We start from the raw sequence: 12992 nt of genomic DNA, 5'->3' as shown, positions 1-12992 counted from the left end.
GGCTCCTTCATCGGGTCAGCTGAAGCGGACGATGTTGTTGAAGATCTCGGTGGTCTTGTACTGGTAGGTGTCCCCGCTGCGCTGGATCACCCTCGCGGTCACGTAGCTGCGGCAGCCGTTGCGGCCGGAGACCGCGGTGTCACACTCAGTGCGCCACCTGCGGCCATCGCCAGCGACCCAGTTGCCCGTGTTGCCGAGGGGGTTGCCGGCCCACGCCGAGCGGGTGGAGGCGACGTAGGTGAGGTTGTTGAACTGCCAGCCCTGGACCTGCGCGAAGCCGGTGTGCGTCTCGTGCACGGCGGAGGCCCAGATGTAGGTCCAGCACCTGGTGGTGAGCGAGTAGGGCTCGCACACCGTCATCCAGCGTCGCCCGCCCGAGGTGTGGAATCCGGGTGTCTCGTAGAGGTCGCGGCCAGGGGCGGGTGAGGCGGTCGGCCTGGTCGGCGCCCCGGCCGTCGCCGTCACGGTCGTGGTGGCTGTTGCGGTTGCCGTCACGGTGGCCGTGGCCGTGGGGGTCTGTTCAGGTGTGGGTTCGGGGTCGACCGCTGCCACCGCCGCAAGGGCATACAGCGCCTGGGACGTGGCGCGGTGCCACTGGGGCCGCGAGTTCGGGGACATCCCCACGGCGAAGGCATCAGCGTCGTACGCGACGGCCCCGGCGTCGTCGCCGCTGGTGAGCTGCAGCGAAGCGGTCCACCCAGCGGCCTTGGTGACCGCCTCCGCGCTCAGACCGGCGAGCGCGTATGCCGCCAGACCCGTGCTGTTGGTGTTGGGCGTAGCCGTCCACCGGCTGCCGATCCAGCCACCATCCTCCTCCTGGTCCGAGACCAACCAGTCAACCGCCTTGGTCAGTGACGCCTCCACGTCGACGCCCGCTCCCAGGTCCGCCGCGGCACGGAGCGCGCGGATGGCGACGGCGGTGGTGTCCCGATCGGCATTCTCGGCGGTACTCGTGCAGGGCTGGGTGGACGGAGTCAGCCGGAAGTCCCCGCTCGGGCACTGCTGCTGGAGCAGGAACGAGACTGCCTCTTCGACGTTCTCGCCGACCGCGGCCAGGCCCATGATGGCGTAGGACTGCCCGAAGGTGTTCGCCCCCGCCAGGCGTCCGCCGGCCAGTTCACCCCGGAGGGTGGCCACGAGGTCCCGCCCGCCGTACGCGCGGCTGTCGGCCCCCGCCTGCGCGGCAATGAGCAGCACCTTGGCCACCCCGCCGGCGTCGATGTAGGTGGATCCATCTCCCAGGTCGTAGTAGCCGTAGTTGCCGTCCCTGATGGCGCCCTCAACGGCAGAGCGGAACTTCTCGAGCTCAACCTCACTGGCTCCGACTGCGGCCAGTCCGAGCGCCGCGTCGGTGGTGAGTCCCCAGTCGGGGTCTCCGAGGAAGTTCGGCAGGGTCCCGTTGGGGGCCTCGTCGAGCAGCCACTTTGCGGCTGCGTCGACCGGGGTGCCCGTGGGGGTTTCAGCAGTTGCCGGGTTGGGACTCAGCCCCAGCAGCAGGAGTGTGCAGGTCAGCGCGCTGAGCGCGAGCCTCGATCGGTTTGCCACAACGGTCCTTTCGCGTTGGCTCGCGTCGCCGTGTGGGGCGGTTTTCCGCATTTCGCGACGGAGCATCCGAGTGTCAGGCTTCGGTCCGACTCCCCACGAAGGTGGGTTACGGTTGCGCGTCAGTTCCGGGATCACACCGGATTCTCCGCCTGCTGAGCTCAACCTAGCACCCGTGGATCATGCTGTTCCGGAAGGGTCCGCGACGATGCGCGCCATGCCCGAGGCCCGGCGCAGGACTCCCATCACCGGCCGCCCCAGCAGCAGGAGAGCAATGGTGGTCGTGATGGCCCGGCCGGTGTCCCAACCAGCCGTGGAACTGATCAGGGTGAACCAGGCGAACCGGACGAGGTTCTCCCCGGGTGGCGCCCCGGGTACATAGTCGAGGCTGCCCAGCCCACCCGGGTCCGCCCCCACCTGGATGCCGCTGATGAACGGCCAGAACCACAGGTTCATCATCGCCCCGTACAGGTAGGCCGCGACGATGCCGTAGGCGACGAGCAGCCAGAGCTCCGTCCGGCCACCCACGCGGCGCGGCAGGAGACCCGCTCCCAGTCCCACCCAGGCCGCGCAGAGCATCTGGGACGGCAGCCAGGGACCCACGCCTGCGGTCAGAAGTGCCGAGGCGAACATCGACGTGAACCCCAGCAGGTAGCCGAACCCCGGGCCGAACACCCGCCCGGCCAGGATTAGCAGGAAGAAGATGGACTCCACCCCGGCGGTGCCCGCACCCAGGACTGGACGGATCGCCGCGTTGATCGCCGAGAGCACGCCGAGCAGTGCGAGGGCCTTGGAGTCCAGACCGCCGTCGCTGATCTGGGCGACCACCAGCATCAGCACCACCGGCAGCAGGAAGGCGAACACGAACGGTGCGTCGGAGGCGTGCTGCGGCGACACGTCGACGGCAGGCATCAGCAGGGGCCACGCGATGGTGAACAGGCCGATCAGGGAACTGGCCACGATGACGCTCCAAGAGCGCCAGCCCAGCTGCACCCCCACCACGGGAGCGGCGACCTCCAGGTCCGTGCGGGGTGTCAGCGTGTGATCAGCGGCTCGCATCGAGGAACTCCTCAACCGTCAGCAGCGGCACGGGATTGGCCACCTTCGCCACCTGCGTCGCCAGCAGCGCGGAGCCCGGAAGCACGTCGCGGGTGGGGCCGTCGGAGACCACCTCGCCCTCGGCCATCACCGCCACGCGGTCGCAGGCCGTGGCCACCAGTTCGACGTCATGGGTTGCCACCACGATGCTGTGGCCCTCGGCCGCCAGACGCCCGATGATCCGGTTGAGCGCCTGCTTGGCGGCATAGTCAAGGCCGCGGGTGGGCTCGTCGAGCAGGATGACGTCGGGGCTGCGCGACAGTTCCGCAGCCAGGACCACCGCGAGTTTCTGCCCCTCGGAGAGGTCGCGGGGATGGGACTGGGGATCGATACCGGAGACCAGCGACTGCAGGAGTTCCCAGGTGCTGCCCTGCGGCCTGCCCGCCTCAGCGTCCGCCGCCCGGCACTCTGCCTCGACGGTGGCCAGGTACAGCAGGTCGGAGGCGGTCTGCGGGACCAGCGACACCTGTCCGGCGCCCGGACCGGCGACCGTCCCGCCGTCGCGGCGCCCGGCCCCGTGCAGCGCCCACAGCAGCGTCGACTTGCCCGAACCATTGCGTCCCATCAGCGCTGTCACCTCGCCGCGTCGCAGCGCGAGGTCCACCCCAGCGACCGCCACGACCTGCGGGTACCTGACCACGATCCCGCGGGCGGTCAGAATGACCGGCCCGGGGTCTCTTGGACCCGGGAGCGACGGCGGCTGCTCGACCCAGCCGCGGCGTGCCTCAGCGGCGTGTCGGCGGCCCTCGCGGATGGTCAGTGGCAGCGGCTGCCAGCCCTGCCGGACGCCGAGTTCGACCAGCGGCGGGCGGATCGGGGAAGCGGCGAGAACGTCCCTGGTGGAGCCGTGCGTCACCTTCCCCCCGGGGTCCACGCGCAGCACGCTGTCGGCGAACTCGATCACGCGCTCCATCCGGTGTTCGGCGATCAGCACCGTCGTCCCCAGGTCCCGGACCAGTCGGCTGACGAGAGCCAGCACGTCCTCCGCCGCCACCGGGTCCAGGGCCGACGAGGGCTCGTCGAGCACCAGGATCCGTGGGGATGACGCCAGCACGCTGCCGATGGCCACCCGTTGCTGTTGTCCTCCCGAGAGATTGCGCAGGGGACGGGAACGCAGGTCGGCGATGCCGAGCAGGTCCATGGTCTCCTCGACGCGGCGGCGCATCTCTGCTGGTGCGAAACCCAGTTGCTCCATGGAGTAGGCCAGCTCCTCCTCGACGACGTCGGTGACGAAGCCCGCGAGGGGGTCCTGCCCGACGTAGCCGACGGTGGTGGCCAGTTCCCGCGGCAGCATCGCGGTGGTGTCGCGCCCGTCGAGGAAGACGCGGCCGCTGCGGATGCCCCCCGTGAACTGCGGCACCAGGTTGTTCACGCAGTTGAGCAGAGTCGACTTTCCGCTGCCGGTGGGACCGATGACGAGGGCCAGTTCGCCCTCCGGGATCTCGAAGCTGACACCGTCGAGGCGCAGGGTCTCGTTCCCGGCGTAGCGGAAGCTGACGTTGTCGAACGTGATCATGAGAGGCCCTCGGCGGTGTGGAGTACGCGTGCGTTCGCGAGGCTGGGGGAGGGGGTGGCGAAGGCGGGCAGCGCGGCCACCGCGAGACCCAGCACCAGGAAGGGGGTCAGCGTCGGCCAGGCGAACGGGTTGATGCCCGGCACGAGCACAGCCGCCTGGGCGGACCCCCCCGTCAGCGAGACGGCAGCCACCGCGGCGAGGCCGCACGCGACCACGAGCCACTCGGCCGCACCCCAACGGATGGGACGGTAGATGGTCTTGTTCACGGTACGGCCGGCCCGTCGCATGGCCAAGGCCATGATCATCGCCCCACTTAGGAGCAGGACCGTGGGCAGCACCTTCAGGCCCCACACCACCGGGCCCGGCGCCGTCCGTGAGAGTTGCAGGTACAGACCCACTGCCAGCACCACGAGGCCGGCCAGTCCGACGACGGTGGTCCAGCGTCGCTGCGTCGGCGTCGCGGTGCCGTGGCGTCCGTAACCGCGCACGTCCATGGATGCGGCCAGGTGCAGCGAACGGTCGAGTGCATCGGAGAGCACTGGCACGATGATGGTCTCCACCACCTTGTACTTCGCGCGCCGACCCCCGCCCGCAGGTGCCCGTCGCAGCTTTCGGGCCCGGTGCACGCGCAGCACCGAGTCGCCCAACTGCGGGAACACGCCGATCGCCACCACGAGGACGGTGCCCAACTCGTACAGCGCGCCGGGCAAGGAGGCGAGGAGGCGCTTGGGGTTGGCCAGGGAGTTGGCGGCACCCAGGCAAACGATCATCGTGGCCAGTCGGAGCCCGTCGTAGAGGCCGGACAGGATGGCCTCCAATGAGACGGGACCGAGGATCCGGATCCCCTGGACCCACCACGGCAACGGGACCTCGGGCAGGTCCAACAGGATCGTCGGCCCGTCGCCTCCGCCGAACAGGACCCTGAAGGCCACCCGCACCAGCACGATGAACACTGCCAGCCACAGGTAGACGGCGAAACCCTTGGCCCAGGGGTTGTCGCCCCGGCGGGAGAGGGTGACGAGGCTGGCCAGCGCCACGATCGAGACCAGGAGCAGGGGGTTGGTGGTGCCATTGGCGGCAACTGCCAGACCAATGGCCCAGGCCCACCAGGCGAAGGGATGGACGGGGCGCGGGAGCAGGTAACGGCGCATCACAGGGCGCCGCGACGCCGCCACCAGACGGCTCCGCCCGCGGCGGTCAGCGCGGCGGCGGCCCCGATGCCCAGATAGGTGCCCATTCCCGGTCCGTCGGGTGGGGGAGCAGCCTCCACGGGAGCCGCGGTGGCGACCTCTTCGGAGTGCGTCATGGTGGGGGAGGCCGACGCCGCCGACGCGGCAGGACTGGCCGCCGGGCTGGGGCTGGCGCTGGCGGAAGCCGACGGCGTCGGTGGCGGCGACGCGGCGACGGTCGACGCCACAGCTGTCGGCGCGGAGCTTGCGGTCGCGGCCGTGGTAGGAGAGGTCGGCTTCCGTGGGGGCTCCGCTCGCCTGGTCGTGGCCGGGCTGCTGGGGGTGGCGGTGGTCCGCGTCGCCGCCGGTTGCGTCGTGGGCGCGGGGCGCGTCGCCGCCGCGGTGGGTGCGGGTTCGGCAGGCTTGGGACTGGTGGGCTGGGGCTTCGGTCGCGCGGCCGGTACGACACCGGGGCGGGGATTGGAGTCCTCCCCCCGGTTGAGCGAGAACGACCAGCCCTCGTACCCGCCGGGCTCGACGGTGCGGCCTCCGCCGAGCTGGGAGAACGTCCACTCACCGCCGGCCGGTGCGTGCCAGTAGCCCCAGAACGCTTCGTTGGGTGGGGTGGAGATGCAGTTCTCCCGGTAGTCCTGGCCGCCGACGGTGAGCGTTTCGTCGGCGGCGGGGCGGTTGTTGATGCGGCACACGAAAGCGGGCCCGTCCTTCATCGTGCCCTCGGGCACGAACCCGGCGAGTTTCAGGGCCTGCAGGCCCGTTCCTCCCGAGGGGAAGTCGGTGGCGCACCGCACGACGATTCCGCCGCCCAGGTCCTGGTGGTCGACGACCACGGTGACCCCCGTGTCGTCGGTGCAGGCACCGTCGTGGAAGGCGGCCTGCGCCGACGGCGCCGCCAGCCAGCTGCCCAGCAGGGGCAGACCGGCCAGCAGCAGCACCGTCGCGAGGCGACGGAGAACGTCGGTCATCGCGTGCTCAGACCCCGGTGCTGGGCAGGCCGGGGGTGGCGGGGGCAGGGGTCGACGACGCAGTCGCCGCGACGGTCGGCGTGGCGGTCGGCGTGGCGGTGGCGCTCGGGATGGCCGAACTGCTGGGCACCGGCGTCGGGGTTGCCGAGACGCTGGCCGTCACCGTGGGGGCGGGGGTGGCGTCGTCGCCAAGGATGACCTGGGTGGCCGGTGCAGGGGCGTCGGTCCAGCTGTGCGCCAGGCGCCAGCCCTCGACTGTGCCCGGCTGCGGCTCGGAGTCGGCGGCGCCCACCAGGTAGGACTCCCACTGCGCCGGTGCGCCGTCGTCGGTGGGGGTGGCAGACCAGTAGCTCCACCAGTCCTGGGGCCCTGCCTCGGTGGGCTCGCCGGCGATGGTCTGGACGAAGCCACCGGCCTCGGTGAACTCGATCCCCGCGCTGGTGAGGGCCTCGAAACCGGTACCGAATTCGGTGGCGCATCCCGTCACCGTCCCGTTGTCGTGCTCGACGACCACCCAGACGTTCCCGGCCAGGAGGCAGTCGTCGTCCTCGTCCGCAGCTGCGAACGTGGCGGGAAGGCCGAGGCCGAGGAGGGAGATGGAGATGGCGGCGATGCCTACGCGGACACCGCGGCTGCGCAGAGGAAACATTCGATTGACCCTTTCGAGGCGGAGGATCCGTCGCCTCGTCGGGCTGGTTGTCCGCTGGTCGCGACGGAACTGCAATTGCGTGGCCGAGCATCGGTCCGACTTCCCAGATAGGGTCACGGTTGCGCGACAGCGCCGGATTCCCACCGGCTTCCAGCTCGACGGGGGTAACTCTACCCCTGTGTTCCGGCTTTGGAACAATGGGCCCACTTGTAACGACGACTTGGAGGCGACATGCAGCCAGAGGCCATCATCTTCGACCTTGACGGCACCCTGATAGACACCGAGGCGCTGTGGGACGAGGTCCGACGGGGTCTGGCCGCCGAGGCGGGCCTGCCCTGGCCCGAGGGGACCACGCAGGCGATGATGGGCATGTCGACGTCGGAGTGGGCCAGGCATCTGGTCGAGGTGGTCGGCCTGCCGATGTCGCCGGAGGAGGCGGCAAGGGTCACCATCGAGGCGATGGCCAAGCGGCATGGCGAGGGCATCGAGGTCCTGCCCGGAGCCGTAGAGGCCGTCCGTGCAATGGCGGAGCACTACCCGCTGGCTGTTGCCAGTTCCTCGCCGCGCCTGCTCATCGAGACCGCCGTCCACGCCCTGGGGCTTGAGGACGTCTTCCACGTCCGCGTGTCCACCGAGGAGGTGGCGGCGGGCAAGCCCGCCCCGGACGGGTTCCTGCGCGCCGCCGAGTTGCTCGGCGTCGACCCATCGGGTTGTGTGGCGGTGGAGGACTCCACCAACGGCATCCGGTCCGCCCTGAACGCGGGCATGAAGGTGATCGCGGTGCCGCCGCACTTCCACCCGCCGGCGGCGGACCTGCTTGCCCAGACCCGGGTGCTGGACTCGCTGGAGGAGCTGACCCTCGAGGTCATCGAGTCACTGTGAGCCATCGGCGGGGATGAGCCGCCATGCCACCTGGCGCCCTAGGGTGCCTGCCATCGAGCCGCCCGACTCGTCCGCCCGCAGCGCGTCGGCCCTGGACTGCAGGGCGGCGCGACGGGCGGTCAGACCCAGCCTGGAAGCGGTGTCGGCGTGGAGCTCGTTGGATGTGAAGTCTGCGAGGGCCTCCAGCGAGCGTTCGAGGTGGGCCAGCTCGGCGTCCCGCAACGAGACCAGCCTGTCCCGGTACCAGCTGGAGGACAGCACGGCCTCACGGGCGAACAGCCCGCGGAACTCCTCGGTACCGAGGTCCCAACCTTCCCTGCTCACGCCGTCGGCCATGATCTCCAGCAGGGCCCGGATGGGTGGAACCGCCAGGGCTATCGTCCCGTCGGCGATGTAGGAACGGCCGACCCGGGCGTGGGTCTTCACGATGGTACGCATCGACTCGGCAAAGACGTCGCGGTCCTGGAGCTCGGGCTTCAACATCTGCTCGGTGAACACCACGTGCGGGTGCAGGAAGATCCGGCCGAAGTACTTAGTCGCGAACTTCGCCGTCATCCGGTAGCCCAGCCGGCTGGCCAGGACGGTTTCGCCCTCGTGGTCGAAATCGGTGAGCCGCTCGAGGCAGCCTTCGGCGACGAGGCGCTGCGCGTCGCGCTCATGCTCACTCATCCTGGCGAACACCTCCGGGACCAGCAGCGAGATGTCGTGGTCGACGCGCACCTGGGGACCGATGACGCCGGCGCTCGAGAGCCAGCCGTCGTAGCCGGTGAGGGCGAAGGACAGGAAGGCGGCGTTGAGGTCTATCACCGACGGCAGCGGGTTGAACGGCCCCTTGGTCATCGCGCCCTCGGACCCCGCGCCAGTGGTCGACGGCGACTTGCCCGTCATGGAGGAGATGAATTCCATGAACAGCTCGGGCAGTTCCATGTAGTGCAGTGGGGCGTAGGTGCACAGGGGTGGGACGCCCTCCTCGGCGGCGTTGTTCCGGCGCCCGGCGGCCACGACGTCGACCGGCAGCTTGAGAGGCTTGGCTGCGGACAGCTTGTGGTGCAGATGGTTGGCCAGGTCCGCCGTGGCGGTCCCCTGCGGATTCTGGAGGTCCGGCCGGACCTGGAGGTAGCGGGGGTTCTTCGAGCGCTTGCCATTGACGAGGCGGGGATGAGCCGATGACACGAAGTACTTGGGGATGGAGTCGCCCCCCTCGGCAGCCTCGTTGATCAGGCGGGCCATGGGTTGCGTGAACCTGCTGAAGGCCACCGCGTCGTCTCGCAGCGCCCGGGCGTCGGCCTGGGTGAGGGGCTCGAAGTTGGACAGGAAAGTGCCGCCGGAAGCGATGTCTGCCTCGGCCTGCTTGTCGTAGCCGCGGTGGATCGCGTCGTCGGGGCGCTGGAAGAGCAGTTGTTCGCAGTTGGTGACGAACTTGCGGGAGCGCTGGTCCCCGGGCACCACGATGCTCGCGGTGATGTCGTCCTCGGTCTGCACCTTGGCGGCCGGGTGGAAGTCGTGCCGCAGGCCGAACAGGCGCCAGGAGCCGTCGGGCTCGAAGCCCACCCGCAGCATGTTGACGTGGATCTTCTCGCCGTCGAGCCGCAACGAGGTGCCCTTGCGGCCGTTGATTACGCCGACGGTGAAGTGGCTCTCCCAGTCGCCGCCCCACTCCGGACGGTAGAACCGCTTGATGATGAAGACGAGTTCCTTGACATGGTTCGGGATCGCCTCGAGCCAGGCGTTGTACTGCGCGTGGTAGTCGGGGCTGGGGGTCAGCAGCTTGATGACGCTGCCGACGCTGCGGGCGTCGGAGAGGATCGGCCTGGCGTCGTGGCCGTTGCGGGCGGGGTCGGCGAACCGGTTCGAGAAGTCGCCCGCGAGGATGGCGTGCACGGCGGCCATGTCGTCGTCGAAGTCACGGACGTAGGCGTTGCCGCTGATGAACGCGTCGGTGATGGCCTTCGAGATCTCACTCTTTCCGCCGCCGGAGACGGTGGCGGGTTTGTGACAGTGGGTCGCTCGGGGGGCGGTGCCTATGAGGGTCCACTGGTCGCCGTCGACGCTGAGGTGGTGCATGCGTACCTGATAGCCGTCGGGGCCGAGGTAGACCTTGTCCGCGCGGATCGGGATGCGGCCGACGGCGCCGTCCACCTCCCAGCTGACCGAGGAGTCGCGCAGGCTGAACGTGGCGTGCGCCGGAACCAGCACGTGGTGTGGGTTCTCGGTGTCGACGGCGTACCCACCCTCCTGCATCCGGAACCGGTGCGGGTCGCGGCTCACCACGTCTTCCAGGCGGAACTCGTCGTCGACATGGTTGTCGGTGTACTGCTGCCCGAGGTTGTAGCGGGGGTAGCAGATCGCGCCGCCGGCGTGCTCCTCCTCCACGAGGCCCAGCAGGTTCGCCGAGTAGCTGATCTGCGCCTTGACCTCCTTCTTGCAGTAGCCGAAGTAGTTGTCCGCGATCACCGTGACGATCACGCCACTGTCGTCCCTGGCGCAGAGCTTGAAGGCCTCCCCGCCGTTGTACAGCTCTCCCTCGTCCCGCCAGCACTGCCCGTCGCGGCGCTGGCGCTCACTGGCCTCATCGAAGTGCGGCAGGCCCAGTTCCCTCTTGGTCAGCTGCACGAGGTGTGGGGCCAGGATCACGGCTCCGGTGGTGCCGGTCCACGTCTCGGGGTTCAGCGAGGCGTCGTTCTCAGGCAGGTACGGGTCTCCGCCGTTGCCGAAGATGCCCTCGACGAAGTCCAGGTTGGCCACCAGGTTTCCCGGCGCGAAGAACCGGACCTCCAGGCTGCGTCCACGGCTGAGCCCGGGAACCTCTGGCACGACCGTGGGGCGCAGCATCAGGGACGTCCAGCACCTTGGTGGCTCCGGTTCGTCCGCGCCGTAGGGGAGGACCATCGTCTTCGACGGCGGCTGCAGCGCGTGTTCTACGATCCGGCCGAACACGGCGCGGTCCACCGCGATCTTGTCGTCCTGGATCGGCAGGCCGCCCTCGGCGATGTGGAAGACACCCTTGGTGGTGCGACGGTCGTTCTTGGGGTTGTGCAGGACGCCGTTCAGGAGCCGGTAGCTGGAGAGGTGTTCAGAGGTGAAGCGGTCCCCGTCCATGGGGAGCGAGAGCGTCCGCGCCAGGCCCGGCTGGTCCAGGACGAAAGTGCGGCGGGGCAGTTGCGGCGCGCTGCCGGTGCCGGCGAGGTAGGAGTCGAGGAAGTTCTGGATCCGGTTGTCCACCGCCGGCAGCTTGTGGGACAGGCGCCGGTTCAGTTCGAGCTGGCGCGCGATGATGGGCCTGATTATCTCCGATGCCTGCGACGGCTTGGCACGCTCCGGCAACGGGAGGCCCAGCAGGCCGAGTCTGAGGGTGATTGCTGCCATGTCTGGAAGAGATGCCATGCTCCCACTATCCCGGAGGGCGGTTCCCGGGAAGCAGGCGGGTCCGCCCAAACCGCCCCCACTCAGGGCGTCTGATTGCCTACGAGCGCCTCGCGGACCTCCCTGCGCAGGATCTTGCCCAGCATTGACCGAGGCAGTTCATCGAGGGCGGTGAACACCCGAGGAGCCTTGTAGGCGGCCAGGCGCTCCTTGCAGTACGCGCGCAGGGACTCGGAGTCCAGTCCGCGGCCAGGTTTGAGCACGACGGCGGCCACCACCTTCTCGCCGCCGCTCGGCAGCGGTACCCCCACCACGGCTGCGTCCTCGACGTCCTCATGGCCCCGCAGCACGATCTCCACCTCCGTCGGGGAGACGTTGAAGCCGCCGGTGATGATCAGCTCCTTCACGCGGTCCACGATGGTGGTGAACCCGTCGGTGTCGACGGTCACCAGGTCGCCGGTGCGCAGCCAACCCCCCGGGAGCAGGGACTTCTCGGTCTCCTCCTGGTTGTTCCAGTAGCCCTGGAAGACCTGCGGGCCCTTGATCAGCAGTTCCCCCTCCTCGCCCTGGGCCACCTCGCGGGTCGGGTCGTCAGGGTCGACGACCAGCATCTTCGTGCTCGGGAACGGAACCCCGATGGTGCCGGTGCGGCGGGTGGGGTGGAACGGATTGCCCAGCGCCACCGGGGCCGCCTCGGTCAGGCCGTAGCCCTCCACGAGGAGGCCGCCGGCCACGCCTTCCCAGAGTTCGACGATCTCGTCGGTGAGGTTCATGGCACCGGAGATGCAGAACTTCGCCGAGCGCAGGTCGACGTTGCGCTGGATCGCGCGGCGGGCTGTCTTCTCGTAGATCGGCGGCACGGCGCAGTAGACCGTCGGTGGGTTCCTGCGGGCGGCGTCGAGCACCAGGTCGGCGTCGAACGTCGGGAACAGCACGATGCGTGCCTGCTTGAGGACGCCGAAGGTCAGATACAGGGTCATCCCGAACGCGTGGAACATCGGCAGCACGGCGTAGATGGTCTCGCGCCCGGTATCGGCGTCCTTCATCCACTCCGCTCCCTGCAGCGCGTTGGCATACAGGTTGTAGTGGGTGAGGACGGCCCCCTTGGCGCCGCCTGTGGTTCCGCTGGTGTACTGGATCACCGCAACGTCGTCGACTGCCGGCCGGGGGTGGGTCGTGTCGATGGGCTTGTTCCGCAGGAGCTCCTCCCATGGGGTCGTGCCCGGAGCAGGCTGGCTCAGGCGGTCCCGGGTGGCGCGCAGTTTCGGGACGGGCAGCCGCAGCGCCAGGCGCTTCACCAGCGGGAACTCGCGCAGCAGGTTCACGGAGACAACGTGGTCGAACTCCGTCTCGCCGGGGTGCTCGCGCAACTTGGACACGGCCGCGTCCCACGCGATGACCACCCGAGCACCGTGGTCGGCGAACATCTGCCTCAACTCGCGGGAGGTGTAGAGGGGATTGTGCTCGACGACCGTTGCGCCCAGCCGCAGAACGGCGTAGAAGGCCACGACGTGCTGGGGGCAGTTGGGCAGGATGAGGGCGACCCTGTCACCCGGCATGACCCCGAGCCGGCGCAGGCCCGCGGCGGCCCGCGCGATCTGCTCGCCGAGTTGCGCATACGACGTGGTCCTCCCGAAGAACTGCAGCGCGACGGCGTCGCCGGCCTCGCGCACCGCCTGCTCGCACATCTCCACCAGAGAGGTCGTCGGGAGGTCTATCTCGGGACGGACCCCGGGCTGGTAGTTCCTGGTCCAGGGCGACGGTGGGGCTTGATCGGGGGTGCGGTTCAC

Annotated in this window: 9 protein-coding genes and 2 riboswitches; of the genes, 1 reads left to right on the top strand and 8 read right to left on the bottom strand. The window is 69.5% G+C overall.

Annotation, left to right across the window (positions count from 1 at the left end):
• Nucleotides 1-15: 15 nt before the first annotated feature.
• The 6 genes from LKO27_RS07395 to LKO27_RS07370 all read right to left on the bottom strand — a co-directional run bounded on the left by LKO27_RS07395 (nucleotide 16) and on the right by LKO27_RS07370 (nucleotide 6957).
• A complete protein-coding gene (locus LKO27_RS07395; RefSeq protein ID WP_227736614.1) occupies nucleotides 16-1545 on the bottom strand; it encodes a hypothetical protein in 1530 nt (509 codons plus the stop codon).
• A 58-nt stretch (nucleotides 1546-1603) separates the two neighbouring features.
• Nucleotides 1604-1734, bottom strand: a riboswitch (cobalamin riboswitch).
• The gene (locus tag LKO27_RS07390; RefSeq protein ID WP_227736612.1) at nucleotides 1723-2601 is read right to left on the bottom strand and encodes an ECF transporter S component; all 879 of its coding nucleotides are present in this window, start codon (nucleotides 2599-2601) and stop codon (nucleotides 1723-1725) included. (Overlaps the previous riboswitch by 12 nt.)
• A complete protein-coding gene (locus LKO27_RS07385) occupies nucleotides 2588-4156 on the bottom strand; it encodes an ABC transporter ATP-binding protein (RefSeq protein WP_227736610.1) in 1569 nt (522 codons plus the stop codon). The genes LKO27_RS07390 and LKO27_RS07385 overlap by 14 nt, the downstream gene beginning before the upstream one ends.
• On the bottom strand, nucleotides 4153-5307 hold the full coding sequence (locus tag LKO27_RS07380) for an energy-coupling factor transporter transmembrane component T (RefSeq protein ID WP_227736609.1): 1155 nt from the start codon (nucleotides 5305-5307) through the stop codon (nucleotides 4153-4155). Before LKO27_RS07380 ends, LKO27_RS07385 begins: the two co-directional genes overlap by 4 nt.
• Nucleotides 5307-6308 (bottom strand): hypothetical protein, encoded by a 1002-nt coding sequence (locus tag LKO27_RS07375; RefSeq protein ID WP_227737280.1) that lies wholly within the window; start codon nucleotides 6306-6308, stop codon nucleotides 5307-5309. Before LKO27_RS07375 ends, LKO27_RS07380 begins: the two co-directional genes overlap by 1 nt.
• Before the next feature lie 7 nt (nucleotides 6309-6315).
• Nucleotides 6316-6957, bottom strand: coding sequence for a DUF4430 domain-containing protein (locus LKO27_RS07370; protein WP_227736608.1), 642 nt, complete (start codon nucleotides 6955-6957; stop codon nucleotides 6316-6318).
• Nucleotides 6958-7027: 70 nt separating this feature from the next.
• Nucleotides 7028-7156, bottom strand: a riboswitch (cobalamin riboswitch).
• A gap of 32 nt (nucleotides 7157-7188) precedes the next feature.
• On the opposite strand from LKO27_RS07370, the gene LKO27_RS07365 reads away from it, so the two are divergent.
• The gene (locus LKO27_RS07365) at nucleotides 7189-7839 is read left to right on the top strand and encodes an HAD family phosphatase (protein WP_227736606.1); all 651 of its coding nucleotides are present in this window, start codon (nucleotides 7189-7191) and stop codon (nucleotides 7837-7839) included.
• Here the strand turns inward: LKO27_RS07365 and LKO27_RS07360 are convergent.
• Nucleotides 7831-11223: a hypothetical protein gene (locus tag LKO27_RS07360; RefSeq protein ID WP_227736604.1), complete on the bottom strand. Its 3393-nt coding sequence runs from the start codon at nucleotides 11221-11223 to the stop codon at nucleotides 7831-7833. The genes LKO27_RS07365 and LKO27_RS07360 overlap by 9 nt on opposite strands.
• 62 nt (nucleotides 11224-11285) lie before the next feature.
• Nucleotides 11286-12992 carry a long-chain-fatty-acid--CoA ligase gene (locus LKO27_RS07355; RefSeq protein WP_227736602.1) on the bottom strand — a complete coding sequence of 569 codons (1707 nt, stop codon included), beginning with the start codon at nucleotides 12990-12992 and terminating at the stop codon, nucleotides 11286-11288.

The organism is Tessaracoccus sp. OS52, from assembly GCF_020687685.1.
Lineage (GTDB): Bacteria > Actinomycetota > Actinomycetes > Propionibacteriales > Propionibacteriaceae > Arachnia.
This window is presented reverse-complemented; position numbering and strand designations above follow the sequence as displayed.